We start from the raw sequence: 16,091 nt of genomic DNA, 5'->3' as shown, positions 1-16,091 counted from the left end.
ATCAAATTTTATATCATGCCGGATTTAAAAATACAAGAAGCGAAATTGCTTTTTAAGAAAATCCACTCTAACCCAAAAAGTTACGATTTACAAATCAATGAAGGCGGGATTACAGGCAGAGATGATAAAATCAGTTTCAGGCTTTACAGGACTGGAGAAAGGGTTGCTTTTGAAGTAACAATTGATGAACTTACTTTCACCAATACCACTGGAGAATGGAATAATGCACTGATCATGCTGGGAAATACGATCAAAAAATTAGAGAAAGAACAAGAAAATTTAAAAATAGAACAGGCAATAAATAAACTCAGAAAGTATCTATCAGAAGAAAATTAAAATTTTTAAAAATAAATTTGGTAGTTTAAAAAAAAGTTTATAGTTTTGCACTCACATTTAAACGATATGGCAAATCATAAATCAGCACTAAAGAGAATCAGACAAAACGAAACTAGAAGACTTCGTAACAGATATTACCACAAGACTGCTAGAACAGCTTTAAAAGCTTTAAGAAATGAAGAGAACAAAGCTGCTGCTACAGAACAATTGCCAAAAGTTATCGCTTTATTGGATAAATTAGCTAAGAAAAACATTATCCACAAAAACAAAGCAGCTAACTTGAAAAGCAAATTAACAAAGCACGTTAATAAATTAGCGTAACAATATAGCTGGCCCGTTCGTCTATCGGTTAGGACCTCAGATTTTCATTCTGGTAAGAGGGGTTCGATTCCCCTACGGGCTACTTACATCTTATAAGACCACTGTAACAACGGTGGTTTTATAAAGATCACTGTAGAAAAAGCTATATTTAAATAAATCTAACCGGCCCGTTCGTCTATCGGTTAGGACCTCAGATTTTCATTCTGGTAAGAGGGGTTCGATTCCCCTACGGGCTACAATAAGAGTTGACACTTATAAAAACAAAAGCTAACACATTACTTCGGTAATGGAAGATAGAGGGCCCGTTCGTCTATCGGTTAGGACCTCAGATTTTCATTCTGGTAAGAGGGGTTCGATTCCCCTACGGGCTACAAAAGGACTTTTTCGAAAGTCCTTTTTTCGTTTCTATATATAGATTTCGGGGATTCTTCCCAAGGTTTAAGCTTTCTATAGCTCCATTATACCTACCCTAAGGAACTAAGCGATAATTTCTTCAGATACAATAGTCTATCCACCAGACCTCTTGTACAATTTTCACCCCAACAGGAACGTCATATTAAATTTCATCAAAAATATCACCATTTATGGAAATATTTTTTTTTACTTCTTCCATTAATCCTTACATTTGAATAAAACTATTCATTTTTAAAAAATATAACATGAAATTCAATTTATTTTCGGGAAGCCGATCCTCTTTAAAGGCCGGATTGATAGCTTTATTTTTATTTTCTACCAGCACAATGTCCTTGGCACAAAACAGAATTTATGCACACGCACAAAGCTCCGGAGTATTCGGAGTAGCCTGCCTGGGATGTCATATCGATAATCCCCTTAATGCCGTAGGAGATAACGAAGATGACTACTCAACAATGGTATTGGGAACAGCTCTGTTGGGAGGAATTCAGCAAACCCTGATTTTCCCTGACCTAAGATCTGACACAAGGCTGGTAGTAGGAATCGGAACAGACAACATACCATTATCTGTACAGTTGTTAAGCGGAGTAACGCTTGAAACAATGAATGGAGGTACATCCAATGATGATCGGAGAACAATTGATGTAAGCCTTCTTAAACTGGGCGCAACCCCAAACAGAGGTACAATAGAATTCAAACCTACAAAGCCTTATGATGGGATAAGAATCGGATTAACAGGCGGTGTTCTAAGCCTTGGCGGTGGTTTCAGAGTTTATTATGCTTACCAGGATCCATTGATGAATATCATGGCTCACAGTCAGAACGGACAGATTACTCTTGGTGGAAATGTTCCTGTAGAAGGTTCCGAAGTTATCCTGTACAATACTTCAGGAAAGGAAGTATTCCGTTCCAAGCTGACCTCAAATACATTTGAGCCGAAACAGCCGGAAGGTGTTTATATCATGAATGTACAAACGAAAGAAGGTAAAATCTATTCAAAAAAAATTGTAATCAAATAATTTAATTGATTACAGAATAAATGCAGTATACTTTTTTCAAGCTTGCCATATTTTTTACATTCATTTTCAAGCAACTACAAGCATTCACCCCATTAAATAATAATAAATCATTAATTGCAAATATCAATAAATTATTAACAAATCACATAATTATGAAATAAAATAAGCAACATAATTATTTTATTTATAAATTTACAAAAAAAACTAAAATCCAAAATTTTCTACATATGAAAACTTATTTATTATTGAGCCAACGCACGATGAAAGCTGCAGTTTTGGCATCATTCCTATTTTTAACCAGCACAATGTCTTTTGCTCAGATCGTAAAAACCTACGCAAGCAGCCAGACCAATCAGGTGCTAGGAGTATGCCTGGGTTGTGGTGTATTGAATCCTCAGAATGCTGTAGGGAGCAACGAGAATGACTATTCTACTCTACAGGTTTCAGTGGGGCTTCTTGCAAGAACAGAACAGACATTGATTTTCCCAACTACCAATATTGCGAACAATACCAATAAACTTGTTCTTGCGATAGGTTCAAACGGAACTCCTCTATCTGCACAGCTATTGGGCGGGGTATCTATTGAAACATTTAATGGAGATGTTTCCAATAACGATTACACAAGTCTTGCCACAAAACTGATCACTCTTGGAAGCGGAGATCCAAGCAAAGGGGAAATAGAGATGACGATGAACATCCCTTTTGACCGCATTAAAATAAATGTGAATTCCGGATTATTGAATATCGGTGGAGAGCTTAGAGTATACTATGCTTACCAGTACAAAGATCCTTTCATCAATTTCATGGCTCACAGCCAGGATGGGCAGTTCACTCTTGACAAAAATGTTTCTGCAGAAGGTTCCGAAGTTACTTTAACCAATACTTCAGGGAAAGAAGTATTCCGTTCCAAGCTGACATCAAATACTTTTGATACCAAACAGCCACAAGGGGTATATATTATGAAACTTCAGACAAAAGAAGGAAAAACATACTCTAAAAAAGTGATTATCAAATAAAGAAGATATACAACAGAATGAACCCGGCAAGCTTTAAAAGCTTGCCGGGTTTTTTATATCATCCCCTATTGATTGGTCAATAAAAACCCCTGACCAAAATTGATCAGGGGTTAAAATAACAAGATTACTATCTGCAATAGTATTAGTTTTTGATTAATTTCTGCTGATATACCGCTTTATCGGTTACAGCTTTTACAATATAAATACCCTTTGGAAGTGCACTTACATTAATCTGACCATTGTTCAGCTGTACATTGATTACTCTGCCTGAAGCATCGTAAAGAGAAACATTCTGAATTTTCTCCTGCGTTTTAATCGTAAGAATATCTGTTACAGGATTTGGATAGATGCCAAACTCAAGCTTCTTAACCTCAGCAGTTGCTAATGTTGAAGCAGTACTGTTTACTGTAAGTGTTTTTTCAATCAATTTACCGTTTGAGTTAAAGCTGATCACAATATCAGATATACCTGAAACAAGCGGTGTCAGAACCAGCTCATCATTATTATTAATTACAGCAGAGACCGTGGTAGGATTGCTGTTTGATTTTACAGTTTTTACAACAGATACCGTCATATTATCGGCATCAGAAACTATTGATTTCAGATCAATTGTCGTTGTGTTTCCTGCAGTAACCTGTGAAGGGAAAACATTACTTACAACAGGAACTGAGTTATTGGTAAATACCGTCAGCGAAGGGAACCAATAGTAGTCGTTCAGAGTTTTTGTATTGATAAGGGCTCCGGTCATATCATAGGTATGAACCCAGTTTTTCTGGTAGTGTGCTCCATATCCGCTTTCTGTGGTATTCAGAACCAACTCTCCGGTAACAGGGTTTACACGAAGAGCCGCTCCGTACGGAATTTGTTTAAACTGACCTGTTTGTCCTGGAATTGCAGCAAAGTTTTCGTTAAATGTTTTCGTTGTAACATCAAATCTCACAATCTGTGTTCCTGAGCTCCAGCTGCTTATTGAATTGATCCAGTATAAAGCATTTTCTTTGTTACTTGCTGTGAATCTTCCGGCATTCCATGCGCCCCAGTCTCCGATATACTTTGTAGTTGGGATATTGTAGATCTGTGTTGCAAAAGTGGTAGGATTAATGCTGATCAGCTTCTGGTCCTGAATTCCCCATACACTTCCGTCTTTAGCCTGAACCACCGAGTAGAACCCTCCTGCAATAGTACTCACTATCGTATCGGTATTAGGATTAATCACTAAAATTCCTACTCCCTGTTTTACGGCAAAAACATATTGTGAAGTACGGATCATATTTCCGATCTGCCCATTTCCACCTGTTCCGGTAATTAAATTACCAACCTGTAAATTATCAATATTAAAAAGAACTATACCGGTAGAAGTACCGATATAACCTTTATGCTCGTTTACTCCTACAAATGACCTACCATCACCGCCTCCGATGTTATTAAAACCAGCAATTTTCTGCATGGTCTGTGCATTGGCTACAACCAATCTTCCTCCCGGAGTATATTGAGTATCTCCCCCATCAGCAGCCTGCTTTGATACGAAGTAAAATTTATCACCATAAATTGTTCCGTACTGTGTCGTTGCCCCGAAAGCCTGATTATTATTGGCATTACTGTACACACGGTAATTGATCTGGCCGTTATTATCAATGAAGTTTACAGAACCGTTGGTATGACCAAACCATTCTTCGTTCACCATAAAATATCCGTTGGTATAGTTTGTAGAAGCTACATATGGAGAAACCGGAGTCATGGTAGAAGAAACAGGTGTTTCATTAAATCCTACATTGAAATTCCATACATCCCAGGAACCATTTTGCAATGCACGTGAGGAAGCTCCAACACTGGAATATCCGAAATCTGCATCCGTCGGATTCTTTACCCAGTACGCCCAATATCCGTTCACGGTCCAACCTGACTGCCAGTGATCGTTCGCAGCATCTACAATGGTGTAGCTGTCGAAATCATAAGCTGTCGTATTGACAAAACCATTGACCGGATATAACGGATAAGTGGTATTTCCGCTTTTGATCAGGGCATTGGTCCCCTGACCGTTCAGATCAAATCCAATCCCTCCGACTGCTGATCCAAATTGTGTTCCCTGATAAAGCAACGTATATAATCTGTGGTCTGCTTTAGCAATAGCTTTCAGCATATCTTCTCCGGTAGCACTTCCGTTCCATTTGAATCCCCAAACCATCGCATCAGGATTTTTACCGTCGTTCCACTGTACTACAAAAGCAGCCTGATTGGTTCCCGACCCTACCCAATACTGAATATCAGAAAAACTGATGGCAGTGGTATTAAGATTACTGATCCCTGAAATATCATTTCTGGGCACACCCTGTACTTTTATCTGTGCATTGGATACGCATGCAAACAGAAAAAGCATCATAAAAAGATAAAACTTTTTCATTTTTTATTAATTTAAATAAATTGTATTCTTGAATTATTATTTGAAATGCAGATCATAAGCTCCTGCTACTTCTGTAGAAACTTCACCCAGCCAGCCGGCTTCCTGATTGACTCCTGTATATATTTTCATAAAGTCTACACCCGGAAGTTTTACATATTTTCCACTTCTGTCTACCGCCCATGAAATATCAATATTGGAAGCTTCATCATTATTCGGAGCATTATCTGCATATCCGAACTCGTATGATTTTCCTACCCAATACGATCCGTCACCGTTCTGATCATAAAAATTATTGGTGAGTCTTGTTCCCGAAAAGCCGTAAGAACTCTCAGTATACCATAAGGGATAATAGCTTTGTACGTGAAATGTATTTTTTGTTTTAAACCCCTGATTTCCGAGGTTGTCACTCCACTTGATATATTCCACATCGGTCTGCCAGAATTCAGTTCCGGCTACAGGTGTTTTATTTTCGTCAGGCTTAAAATAAGTTATGCTGTAATCTTTTACGGTAGCATTTTTAAAATATTCACTGCCTGCAATTTCGTACCATTCATCATTATCCGGCTTTCCATTTTTATTTCTGTCGTAGGCAACCATAATAATTCCCGGTTCGCAAGATCCTGAACGTTGATCCGCAGCATCATTTCCAAAGAATGCATTTCCGAGTATTTTAAAATCACGTCCATTTAAATTCGGAATGGTATGATCAAAACCGAACACTACATATCCTCCATATCCTCCCAGACTGATCATGGTTGAATTACCTCCCACCAAAGATTCATTGGCTTTCTGAAGCATATTCGCGGCAGTATTCCCTGGTAAATATTCCGGGATTTCATTCATAAACTGTCCTACGGCAGGGCGGAACTCCAGTACTTTGGAAATGTATCTGCTATAAGGTGTTTTTTCTTTGGTTACAATTATTTTAGAATGAAAAACCTGCTCGTTTCCTTTATTCCTGATCTTTAAAGTCAGAGGATAAGCATCTGCATTCACACTGATAAATTCAAGTTCTGAGTTTTGGGAAATAATAGAATCGTTGATAATCCAAGTAACCGATCCTGATGCATTGGTAGGAATACTCAAAACCTTTAAACGCTCAATGGTATAGGAATCATCAAGGCCGTTAAAGGTAAATTCGTCTTCATCATCATGTTTACAGGCAATTGCTCCTAAAAGGAAAAAGGATAAAAGCCCGGTTTTTAAATAAGTAAAGGTATTTCTGTTCATGTCTTAAGGTTGGTTATTTGTATAAAAAAGCGAAGTGGGCAGGGATATTTCCGCCTTCCGTTTTCCATTTAAAGTGTCCGTTTTTATCAAAGCAATACACAAATCCCATGGATACATAATTTCTGGCATCTGTCATGTAGATATCTTCTGTGATTGGGTTTACGGCAATGCCGTAAGGGGTTTTAATGGCATCTTCATATTCTTTGTCAAAAATTCTGTTGGCGATGATCTGTTCTGTTTTTACATCAATGATTCCAAATGTCTTTTTATAGCTGTGGGTATTGTAATTGAATTCATTTCCATAGAAATAGAGTTTATCATTTACGATTGTCATTTCACTCACGGAGAGATGAAAATCTTTCTTGACTGTTCCCGTGGCTGCATCTATGAGATAAAGACTGGAAGGAACATTATAATAATCTCCTCTTGAGGTTACATAGAGATCACCGTAATTATCTTTTTTAATGTGATGAAGATTGATGGCAACATTTATTTTTTTGAGTTCGGTAAAAGTATTCAGATCAATTACCGAAACAGTATTGTCATAATCGGGAGCCTTATATCCTCCGGAATTGGCAACAAATAAGGTATTTCCCACAATTTCCATTTCTTCGGGCTGATATCCTACCACTACCTCACGCTGGATGGAAAGAGAAGTGGTATCAATTTCCACTACTTTCCCTTTTGGTGCTTTCGGGTTAATCGCTACGGGTCCGGCGTAGCTGCTGGCATAAGCTTTTCCGTTTTTGAAAGCAAGGTACCGGCAGTTTTGTAATGGAATAGAAGTAATACGTTTGGCCGTTTTGGCATCCAGCACTTCAATTTTATTGGAAACATTGACTACGATATAAAGTTTGCTTCCGTACACTTTGATATCATTTCCTACATCTCCCAGCTCTTTTACCACATTGGGATTGATTTCAGCATAAATATTTCTAAAATAAGTTCCCTTGGTGTAATCAAAAAAATCAAGGGTACATTTATTACTCCCCATATTCCCTTCATTAAGCATATAGAAGCCTTTTATTGCTGTATTTTCTGAAGGAAGCCCTTCTACTACTTCCTGACGGACAATAATTTCATCTGTACGGCATGAAGTAAGAAAAGCTAACACAAGAAATAAAAAATAAAAGTTTAGTTTTCTCATAGGGTGAAGTTTAGAATAAGTTTAAAGTTTCTTCCGGGCATCGGATAATTGAGGACAACATCATAGTATTGATTGAAAATATTATTCATCTCAAGGCTTATTTTAAACTGATGATTCGCCCAGTTGAATTTTTTCTGAACAGACAAATCGTGCGTATACCAGGGCTGCACATAATTGTATTGAATGTTATCCTGATTCACGTCATATCTTTCTCCTACGTACATTGCACTGTAATTGAAACTCCAGTCTTTATAATCTGCCATAAGACTGAAAGATCCACTATGCCATGGGGTATAAGGAATCTGATTGCGATAAAACGTGTCTTCCGGATCACTTATATCTCTCGCGCTTTGATAGGTGTAGGAAAGCAAAGGTCGGAGGGTTACTTTTCCAAGCTGCATTTCAGTCTGTACATTCACATCTGCACCAATGATTTCAACCAATCCCAGGTTCATCATCAGCCAGCGGAACATGCTTCCGTTCGGAGCTGCCACAATTTTATCCTGTACTTTATTGTAGTAACCGTCTACTTTAGCATAAAATGTTTTAAAGAAACGGTTGTTATAATTCTTCTGATAAGTAAATCCTACATCATATTGATTGGTGAATTCCGGTTTCAGGTAGGTATTTCCGATATTGGTATAATACAAATCATTGAAGGTTGGAAGTCTGAAAATTCTTTTATAGAAAGCCCTTAGAGTAAGCTCCGGAATTTTTTCCGGCTGATAGCTCATAAACACCGCAGGTGTCCACTCTCTGGCATCTCCCGGTCTTTTATTTTTTCTTACTTCTTCAAAAGTAAAGGTTCCTAAAAGGCTTCCCATAATTTTGAATCTGTTCCACTGATAGGTTGTTGCCAATGCTACCAATGTAGTGTAGCGGGTAGGATAAGAAAAATTATCCAGATTGGCATCCAGGTTATTATACTGAAAATCTCCACTCAGGCTGACATCCCAATTGGGAGTGATTGAGTAAATATTGGAAGAGGAAAGATAAAGTTCCCTTTGGATATAGGTGTTATCGGTATAAATAATAGACTGCGAACGAACTGTGTCCATGAAATGGGTATAATCGTAGGCAAATTTTGCCTTAAGCTGTGTTTCAAATTTCGGGAACAGTTTTTTTCTCAGATTAGCCTGTACAAAATAATTCTCATCGGAAAGTCTCGCTCCTCTTCCTTCAAAGCGCCCGTTAACAATGGGTGCCGGCATTCCGCGGTTTGAAATATAACCGTAGCCACGGATATTCCAGCTTCCGTTATTTAAAGTTCCGTTGAGAGAAGTTTCAAAACGTTTTGCTTTGATATCTGAGTCCTGTCTTTTTGCAATGGTATCATAGGCCTGTTGCCCATCAGGGTATTTCTTCGCATACCGAAATCTGTAAATTCCGTCACTCTGCATAAATTCGCCACTGAAGCTGGCAGAAACCTTGTCTGAAATCTTCTGTTCCAACCGGAATGAAGGATTAAAGAGATCAATAGATGCACTTTTTGCTCTTATCACCAAATTGGTTTTTCTATTTCCTTTAAATACGGGTGTTTTAGGCTGTAAATAGATAGACCCCGAAGAGCCAAAGTCCTTTGCTGGCTGAAAAATTTCACTTTTCTGTCCGTTATACAACGATATTTCTTCCAGATCATCCAAAGAGTACCTTCCCAGATCTACCAGTCCGTTTTGAGCATTTCCTAATTGAATTCCATCATAAAAAACCCCTACATGCTGGCTTCCCATACTTCGGATATTAATGGTTTTCAAACCACCCAATCCGCCGTAGTCTTTAATCTGAACGCCTGAAAAATACCGCAGTGCATCTGCAACGGAATGACTGTTCAGTCTTTCCAGCTGTTCTCCCTGCAGCGTTTGTGCCGGAAGGATTTCTTTAAAATTCTTTTTATAAAGATTGATTCCTTTAATGGTCTCTTCCTGAAGACTGTCTTTTTTCTTAGTTTGGGAAAACACAAGTTGAGATGTTAACACTAATATTGTGAAAACAGCTTTATGAATTGCAGAAGTAGTTAGTTTTGCCGCCATTAGCTCATTTAGGGTAATGAAGACGCTAATGGGTATAAGAATACAACGACAAAGCACAGCTGTCACTGCACAGAATCATTGATGTCCTAAGCTTTATTCCACGAAAGCGTCAAACGATTATTGTCTGGCAGGTCTTCTGACTTACTCCATTTTTGAAATCCTTCCCATTAAAAAACAGTGGATATATTCTTCAAAAACTTTGGTGCGGAGCTTACAGCAGCGGGTCTGTCCCGGATTTTCACCGGATTCCCTTTTAAGAGCTTTTTACGGCTCACCAAATTCCGGCAAAGATAAATAATTATTCCTAATCCCCAACTAAAATAATGATTTATAAACAATTAAAGCTCCCGAAGGAGCTTTAACATGATTTCAACAAGGGTTTCTTTTTAAATTCCAATATTCAGAAAAATACTGAATCTTGATTGAGCTTCAATATCTCCTCCCGCCAGGCGTGTGTACATGGGAAGCATGACTTCACTTCCCAGGCTCAGCTTTTTATAAGAGGCTTCAAATCCCAGTTTTCCGTACAAAGCGCTACCAGCAGTATTCGGCAGTGCCTCATCAAACTGTTTGTTCTGAGCGTAGACTTCTCCCTGAACTCCAGTTTTTACAGAGAATATAGATTTTTCATTTCCTGCAACCTGATAAAAACCCGTTGCTGCATAGTTCCATTGGTTTCCAAAACGGTAATTTTTCTTATTCTCTGTTTTGATCATATAGTCTGTATTGACCAATACGGCTACTTTATTTTTCTGAAACTTATAATTCAAAGCGGCCTGATAATCCCAGCTTCCGGTTCCCAGCTGAAAGCTAGGGTTGACACCGGATGCTCCTTTTTCATCAAACTTGCCAAGTGGAATTTTCACGCCCAAACCTCCACTCAGATGATGGAAATTATCTTTAGAGCTCATCAGCTGGTAAATTCCCATCAGGTTTAAATCTCCTATTCCATTGATTCTAATATCTCCCTGCATGGTTTTCTTTTCATGAAAATGGAATGGCAGACTCGCATAAACACTCAGCTTTTTAGTCAGAGGAATTTTCCCCCAAAGTTGCAGCGTATTGAAATACTGATCTTGGGTAAGGTCTTTTACAAACAAGTTCTCTTTAGCTTTGTAATGCTGCGCAAAATACTTAATTCCGACAAACTGTGGATTCAACAATGACTCAAAGCCGGAAGATCCGTTTCCTGCTGCACAGCCGCAAGCATCACAGTCATCATCAAAATTGAATCTGCTGAAAGTTTCCGGAGCAATATAAGCACTGTCTCTGATGATCTTTGCCTGATACTGACTAAACAGGATCAAACTTACTATCACTATAATCTTCTTCATGTCTTTTATAAATTATTCTGCAAATTTTGGATTGGATATAAAATTTTTATCCGATAATGTTTTCAGGAACGCAATGATCGATTGTTTTTCCTGGCTGTTCATAGCAATTCCTATGTGGCCGTTCTGTTTTAGCTGAGGATCAAGATTGGCATTATCTTCTACCTGATCAGAATAGAAATTAAGTACCGCCTCTAACGTGTAAAATCTTCCGTCATGCATATAAGGTGCGGTATATTCTACATTTCTTAAACTGGGAACACGGAATTTCATCCAGTCGACCTGGTTAAGAGTAACTCTGTAACGTCCGGCATCCTTGAATTCTGTATTGTAATACATTCCCGTATTTCTGAAACTCTCATCAGTAAATAATTCTCTGCTATGACAGGAAGCACATTTCTGATTGAATAATGCCATCCCCTGAGATTCTGCCGAAGTCAGCTGCTCTTTTCCCTGTCTGAACCGGTCATATTTTGAATCTGCAGAAATTAAGGAAGCCATAAACTGCGACAATGCTTTCAGAATTCTTTCTCCGGTAATAGTTTCGTCTCCATAAGCTTCCCTGAAAAGTTTTTTATACTTCTGGTCATCTTTTATTTTTGAAATGGCTTCCGGTATGGAACTGTCCATTTCATTCACATCAGTAATCGGGCTGATGGGCTGCTCATTCAGATTGTGAATCACTCCGTCCCACATATATCTTTTCAAAAAAGCCATATTCTGGATGGGCGGTGCATTCCTGATTCCGATTCTGTCGTCTACCCCATGGCTCACCGTATGACCATGATGGGTAAAAGCATTTTCCTGAATATGGCAAAAACCGCATGAAATGGTATTATTTCTTGAAAGCCTGCCTTCATAGAATAATTTTCGTCCTAGCTCCACTCCATTTTTGGTCACCGGATTAATGGATGTATCAAAAGTCATTTCCGGAAAATAAGAAGGAAACTCCAGATTGTAGGCTTCATCTTTTTCCAATGGCTGAATCACCTCATCAGAACATGAAATGCAACTCAATACAAATACAAGCAGAACCAGTATTGTTTTAACAAAAAAATTAATCATTATGAACGTGGTCTACTTTAAACATTTTTGTAAGATTATTGGTAACATCTACCAGGTGCTGGTTTGAACCCATCAGCATATCATTGGCTGTGGTAAGTGTAAGTGTCTTGTCTCCGCTCAAAAATTGGTTCAGATCTGCCAGAATATGGACAGAAGGACGAATTTTTGTCGTTACCCTTGCTGTTGTCGGAAGATTCAGTGTAATTTCGCGATACAGATCAGGTGTATTGTTGGCTGCAGTATTTCCCATATTTCCTGTGTGATTCATAAATTCTTTTGAAGGAGAATCTGTACCGTATTTCCCTTCCAGTTTTACAAATACATAACCGGCAGCCCATGACCAGGACATTCCCTTCTGCTTGGCTTTTGTCCAGAATTCAGCCTGTCCGTCCTGTCCCAGCAAATACGCTTTTTGACTCACGCCTAATCCAAATCTTATTTTTTTGTAATTGTTTTTCGGAACGCCATCCAGATTAAGATAAACAATTCCGGCTACCGCATCTGCCTGATCTACGATAAAAGCTCCTTTGTCAGGATTATTTTCGTTGTATTTAAATTCGTTTCCGTTTTCGTCTATCAATGCAATATTACTGATGACGTATTTCAAAGCAGAAAAATTATGTTTCTGACCATTGGAAGAAGTCTGAACCGTTTGATTCAATACGATATCTCCTACATTGTTAAATCCGTTTTCAAATTTGATCTGAAGTTTTCCAGGCGTAGTATCCTGTGGGTTCTCATCATCCCTGCTGCTTTCGCAGGCTGTAAAAGAGAATACAGTAAAGGCAATAAAGAATAGTGATAAAAATTGAGAAATTTTCATTGTTGATTTTTTAAGTTAAATTAATTTGAATGGCTGTAACAGCATTGTTTTTTTACCACAAAAGGCACGAAAGTTCTTACACTTAAGTTTATTAAGTGATACGTATTATCTTCAGAAGAGCACCTAAACTTTTTAAAAATCTTTGATTTTTAATTGAGTAAGCTTTTGTGACTTTTTTGGTTGAATAGTGATAGTTTAACTTAAAAAACCGGTGGTTTGAAAATATGGGTAAGAAACAGAAAAGAATAAGCTGTTTCGTAAGTGAAATTGAAACTGAAAAACTGACGTCTTTCCGTAGTGTTGATCGTTGTAGTTTCAGGAAGAATATAGGTATCAAGAATTTTCTGTCCTGAGTTTTTTATTTTTTGAAAAGGTGAAGATTCTGAATCATTGGCTTTGGCGAGCTCTTTACTCAGGTAACATTTTCCGTTACAGTGAACCTCCGGTCTGGTTTTATTGATACAGAGAACTTTAACGATATAATCATAATTTACAGCATACTCTACCACGGGCACTAAAGGTCTTAGCACCATATAGAAGGTAAAAAGTATGCTGTACAATATTTTCATCAGATTATTTCTTGCTTATCGCTTCATCATATCTTCTGCTGATTTCTTTCCAGTTGGTAACATTCCAGATCGCGGTAAGATAATCTGCTCTTTTATTCTGATATTTTAAATAATAAGCATGCTCCCATACATCAATGCCGAAGATTGGAGTTCCTTTTTCTTCTACAACATCCATCAAAGGATTGTCCTGATTAGGAGTAGAGGAAACAAACAGTTTTCCATCTTTCCCTACAGAAAGCCAGGCCCATCCTGAACCAAAACGGTCTGCACCTGCCTTAGACATTTTTTCTTTAAAAGCATCCATACTTCCGAAAGTTTCATTGATGGCTTTTGCTAATTTTGCTGAAGGCTGTGTATTTTTCTGAGGAGTAAGAACCGTCCAGAACAATTCGTGGTTGTAATGTCCTCCTGCATTATTTCTTACTGCAGCAGGCAATTTTGAAACATTGGAAAGAATCTGAAACAAAGTTTCTTTTTCCTGTGGAGTTCCAGCAATGGCTTTATTCAAGTTAGCAGCATATGCTGCACCGTGTTTTGAATAATGAATTTCCATCGTTTGGGCATCAATATTTCCTTCCAAAGCATTATAAGCATAAGGAAGAGGCGTCTGCGAAAACTGAGCCATTGTAAATTGGGCTGCGAAAACTGCAGTTATAGCAGCTATTTTCAAAATCTTCATAATTTTTTTGTTTATGGTTGAACAATGTTTTCTTTTTAAGTGGGAGGTCGGTGATCGATGCTGGAAGTAATTGATGTTATAGCCTAACTTTTTCAACTTCTATTTCCTTTTACAGCCATCTCAAAAAACTGCTAGAGCTTCATAGTCTGGAATAACTTCCAGTTTCAGACATCCGGCTTCCCCCCTTCCCTATTTCAATAATTTTTTAATATCCTCAATAAGAATTTCTCTATCTGGGTGATATTTTCCTGTCAGCATAGGTGTTTTACCTTCCGGATCTCCATAATTCAGTCCTGAATAATAGAGAATAGGCATATTTTCCTTGTTGTATCTGCAACGGATATTCCCCTCCTGATCTACCAGCGCAATCATTCCGCTGTGGTTCAGGCTTTCTCCTTCATCTTCTTTATCACCTACGTAGATATTAAACTGATCCGCAAGTTTTCCAATATAGGTACGGTCTCCGGTCAGGAAGTGCCAGTTCGGAGATTTTGCACCAATTCTTTGGGCATGTTCTTTCAATGCTGCTGGTGTATCGTTTTCCGGATCAATACTGATGGAGATAATGCCAAAGTTGGGATCATTAATCTGGTTCTGAATCGCTTTCATATTGGTATTCATCACCGGGCATATGGTAGGACATTTGCTGAAGAAAAATTCTACGAGATATACTTTTCCCAGCATATCTTTATTGGTAACTTTTTTACTGTTCTGATCTGTAAGTTCAAAGTCCGGAACTTTCATCACAGTATAAAGGTTCTTTTTAAAATACCCCATTCCCACACCTATTCCCAGGAAAAGCAATGCAAATACCGCAATGGGTATGATCACTTTACTTTTATTTGCGGTCTTTTTATTTTTGGGCATATCTTTCAGGACTTTTTTTGAATTCACCTTTGCAGGAGACACTGCAAAAACCGTACGTTTTATTTTTATACACAGCAGTATCTTTTATAGATCCGGCAGTTTTCATGTGGCAGACAGGATCTTCTTCGTTCACTACCTGTACATTTTCTATTTTCTTCCCCGAGGAGTCCATGTGGCTTGCATGCTTTACCTGAGGAGTTTCCTTGGCACACGACAGTAATGATACTGACAGCAAGGCAGTCAAAATTATAGGAGATTTCATTTTAATGTTAAATTGAAATTAATAATGTTAAATAAAGTTATGATACCATATACAAGTCTGAAAAAAGCACAACAATTCTCAAGAAGAACTGATGTATTTCTTATTGCTTACAATGGTTCATTTGAATTATAGAATGCATCTTTAATGGCTTACTAATGAAAGCTTTATAAACTACCATCTTACAAACTAAAAATATAGTTTATAATAAAAATTAAACCAACGGAGGATGGAAAATCCTTGAAAAGTATTCTGAAGAATGAGAATTAAAATAACTTGAATCGGGAATTTCAGAAAGTGATTCCGAATTCAAATGAGCGGAGAAGGAAAGGATATCGTGAGAAATAAAAACATCTAATCCAGCAATCTTTATGGTTTGGGAGCTGTTGGACTGTTTTTCTGTTTTAGCCAGCTCTTTTTCCACGTAGCATTTTCCTTTACAGGTTGACTGTGGTACATTTCTGTTCTCACAAAGGTTTTTCACAATATAATCATAATTCACGGCATAATTTACCAATGGCAAAACAGGACGTAATGCAACGGTAAAAATGATGAATATGGAAATGAATAACCTCACCGATTTT

Annotated in this window: 16 protein-coding genes, 3 tRNA genes and 1 riboswitch; of the genes, 7 read left to right on the top strand and 12 right to left on the bottom strand. The window is 37.8% G+C overall.

The features are described from left to right. Positions 1-15 precede the first annotated feature (15 nt). From AC59HC_RS04570 to AC59HC_RS04540, 7 genes are all read left to right on the top strand, one after another. The gene (locus AC59HC_RS04570; protein WP_105683297.1) at positions 16-336 is read left to right on the top strand and encodes a hypothetical protein; all 321 of its coding nucleotides are present in this window, start codon (positions 16-18) and stop codon (positions 334-336) included. Positions 337-402: 66 nt separating this feature from the next. Further along, positions 403-657 (top strand): 30S ribosomal protein S20, encoded by a 255-nt coding sequence (gene rpsT / locus AC59HC_RS04565; protein ID WP_002983073.1) that lies wholly within the window; start codon positions 403-405, stop codon positions 655-657. A 10-nt stretch (positions 658-667) separates the two neighbouring features. Continuing rightward, a tRNA-Glu gene (locus tag AC59HC_RS04560) sits at positions 668-739 on the top strand. 82 nt (positions 740-821) lie between these two features. Then, positions 822-893, top strand: a tRNA-Glu gene (locus AC59HC_RS04555). A 63-nt stretch (positions 894-956) separates the two neighbouring features. Further along, a tRNA-Glu gene (locus tag AC59HC_RS04550) sits at positions 957-1,028 on the top strand. A 288-nt stretch (positions 1,029-1,316) separates the two neighbouring features. Beyond that, a complete protein-coding gene (locus tag AC59HC_RS04545; RefSeq protein WP_202840901.1) occupies positions 1,317-2,090 on the top strand; it encodes a T9SS type A sorting domain-containing protein in 774 nt (257 codons plus the stop codon). Between the two features lie 227 nt (positions 2,091-2,317). After that, complete coding sequence (locus tag AC59HC_RS04540) at positions 2,318-3,106, top strand: T9SS type A sorting domain-containing protein (protein ID WP_110008510.1); 789 nt, start codon at positions 2,318-2,320, stop codon at positions 3,104-3,106. A gap of 142 nt (positions 3,107-3,248) precedes the next feature. Here the strand turns inward: AC59HC_RS04540 and AC59HC_RS04535 are convergent, their stop codons facing one another. The 12 genes from AC59HC_RS04535 to AC59HC_RS04480 form a co-directional block, all read right to left on the bottom strand. Continuing rightward, on the bottom strand, positions 3,249-5,507 hold the full coding sequence (locus AC59HC_RS04535; RefSeq protein WP_496558075.1) for a T9SS type A sorting domain-containing protein: 2,259 nt from the start codon (positions 5,505-5,507) through the stop codon (positions 3,249-3,251). A 36-nt stretch (positions 5,508-5,543) separates the two neighbouring features. Continuing rightward, the gene (locus tag AC59HC_RS04530) at positions 5,544-6,737 is read right to left on the bottom strand and encodes a cell surface protein (RefSeq protein WP_496558074.1); all 1,194 of its coding nucleotides are present in this window, start codon (positions 6,735-6,737) and stop codon (positions 5,544-5,546) included. A 13-nt stretch (positions 6,738-6,750) separates the two neighbouring features. Further along, positions 6,751-7,884, bottom strand: coding sequence for a YncE family protein (locus tag AC59HC_RS04525; RefSeq protein ID WP_411414249.1), 1,134 nt, complete (start codon positions 7,882-7,884; stop codon positions 6,751-6,753). Continuing rightward, positions 7,881-9,914 carry a TonB-dependent receptor plug domain-containing protein gene (locus tag AC59HC_RS04520; protein WP_496558073.1) on the bottom strand — a complete coding sequence of 678 codons (2,034 nt, stop codon included), beginning with the start codon at positions 9,912-9,914 and terminating at the stop codon, positions 7,881-7,883. The genes AC59HC_RS04525 and AC59HC_RS04520 overlap by 4 nt, the downstream gene beginning before the upstream one ends. A 109-nt stretch (positions 9,915-10,023) precedes the next feature. Next, positions 10,024-10,208, bottom strand: a riboswitch (cobalamin riboswitch). Between the two features lie 92 nt (positions 10,209-10,300). Beyond that, positions 10,301-11,248, bottom strand: a complete 948-nt coding sequence (locus AC59HC_RS04515; RefSeq protein WP_202840907.1) for a transporter — start codon at positions 11,246-11,248, stop codon at positions 10,301-10,303. 12 nt (positions 11,249-11,260) lie between these two features. Continuing rightward, positions 11,261-12,310, bottom strand: coding sequence for a cytochrome-c peroxidase (locus tag AC59HC_RS04510; RefSeq protein ID WP_496558072.1), 1,050 nt, complete (start codon positions 12,308-12,310; stop codon positions 11,261-11,263). Further along, complete coding sequence (locus tag AC59HC_RS04505) at positions 12,303-13,133, bottom strand: MbnP family protein (RefSeq protein ID WP_496558071.1); 831 nt, start codon at positions 13,131-13,133, stop codon at positions 12,303-12,305. Before AC59HC_RS04505 ends, AC59HC_RS04510 begins: the two co-directional genes overlap by 8 nt. 200 nt (positions 13,134-13,333) lie before the next feature. After that, entirely contained in the window at positions 13,334-13,702 is a 369-nt protein-coding gene (locus AC59HC_RS04500) for a hypothetical protein (RefSeq protein WP_311228651.1), read from the bottom strand. 4 nt (positions 13,703-13,706) lie between these two features. After that, positions 13,707-14,381 carry a superoxide dismutase gene (locus AC59HC_RS04495; protein ID WP_317193487.1) on the bottom strand — a complete coding sequence of 225 codons (675 nt, stop codon included), beginning with the start codon at positions 14,379-14,381 and terminating at the stop codon, positions 13,707-13,709. A gap of 189 nt (positions 14,382-14,570) precedes the next feature. Further along, positions 14,571-15,248: an SCO family protein gene (locus tag AC59HC_RS04490; protein WP_202840913.1), complete on the bottom strand. Its 678-nt coding sequence runs from the start codon at positions 15,246-15,248 to the stop codon at positions 14,571-14,573. Continuing rightward, on the bottom strand, positions 15,235-15,510 hold the full coding sequence (locus AC59HC_RS04485) for a YHS domain-containing protein (protein WP_062673491.1): 276 nt from the start codon (positions 15,508-15,510) through the stop codon (positions 15,235-15,237). Before AC59HC_RS04485 ends, AC59HC_RS04490 begins: the two co-directional genes overlap by 14 nt. Before the next feature lie 211 nt (positions 15,511-15,721). Beyond that, positions 15,722-16,084, bottom strand: coding sequence for a hypothetical protein (locus AC59HC_RS04480; protein ID WP_346564196.1), 363 nt, complete (start codon positions 16,082-16,084; stop codon positions 15,722-15,724). Positions 16,085-16,091: the final 7 nt, after the last annotated feature.

The sequence above is a fragment of the Chryseobacterium sp. DZ-32 genome, from assembly GCF_059587025.1.
This window is presented reverse-complemented; position numbering and strand designations above follow the sequence as displayed.

What these genes read in the sequence shown, in the direction of transcription:
- AC59HC_RS04570 (WP_105683297.1), top strand. Translation starts at nt 16, where the DNA reads ATGCCGGATTTAAAAATACAAGAAGCGAAATTGCTTTTTAAGAAAATC.
- rpsT (WP_002983073.1), top strand. Translation starts at nt 403, where the DNA reads ATGGCAAATCATAAATCAGCACTAAAGAGAATCAGACAAAACGAAACT.
- AC59HC_RS04545 (WP_202840901.1), top strand. Translation starts at nt 1,317, where the DNA reads ATGAAATTCAATTTATTTTCGGGAAGCCGATCCTCTTTAAAGGCCGGA.
- AC59HC_RS04540 (WP_110008510.1), top strand. Translation starts at nt 2,318, where the DNA reads ATGAAAACTTATTTATTATTGAGCCAACGCACGATGAAAGCTGCAGTT.
- AC59HC_RS04535 (WP_496558075.1), bottom strand. Translation starts at nt 5,507, where the DNA reads ATGAAAAAGTTTTATCTTTTTATGATGCTTTTTCTGTTTGCATGCGTA.
- AC59HC_RS04530 (WP_496558074.1), bottom strand. Translation starts at nt 6,737, where the DNA reads ATGAACAGAAATACCTTTACTTATTTAAAAACCGGGCTTTTATCCTTT.
- AC59HC_RS04525 (WP_411414249.1), bottom strand. Translation starts at nt 7,884, where the DNA reads ATGAGAAAACTAAACTTTTATTTTTTATTTCTTGTGTTAGCTTTTCTT.
- AC59HC_RS04520 (WP_496558073.1), bottom strand. Translation starts at nt 9,914, where the DNA reads ATGGCGGCAAAACTAACTACTTCTGCAATTCATAAAGCTGTTTTCACA.
- AC59HC_RS04515 (WP_202840907.1), bottom strand. Translation starts at nt 11,248, where the DNA reads ATGAAGAAGATTATAGTGATAGTAAGTTTGATCCTGTTTAGTCAGTAT.
- AC59HC_RS04510 (WP_496558072.1), bottom strand. Translation starts at nt 12,310, where the DNA reads ATGATTAATTTTTTTGTTAAAACAATACTGGTTCTGCTTGTATTTGTA.
- AC59HC_RS04505 (WP_496558071.1), bottom strand. Translation starts at nt 13,133, where the DNA reads ATGAAAATTTCTCAATTTTTATCACTATTCTTTATTGCCTTTACTGTA.
- AC59HC_RS04500 (WP_311228651.1), bottom strand. Translation starts at nt 13,702, where the DNA reads ATGAAAATATTGTACAGCATACTTTTTACCTTCTATATGGTGCTAAGA.
- AC59HC_RS04495 (WP_317193487.1), bottom strand. Translation starts at nt 14,381, where the DNA reads ATGAAGATTTTGAAAATAGCTGCTATAACTGCAGTTTTCGCAGCCCAA.
- AC59HC_RS04490 (WP_202840913.1), bottom strand. Translation starts at nt 15,248, where the DNA reads ATGCCCAAAAATAAAAAGACCGCAAATAAAAGTAAAGTGATCATACCC.
- AC59HC_RS04485 (WP_062673491.1), bottom strand. Translation starts at nt 15,510, where the DNA reads ATGAAATCTCCTATAATTTTGACTGCCTTGCTGTCAGTATCATTACTG.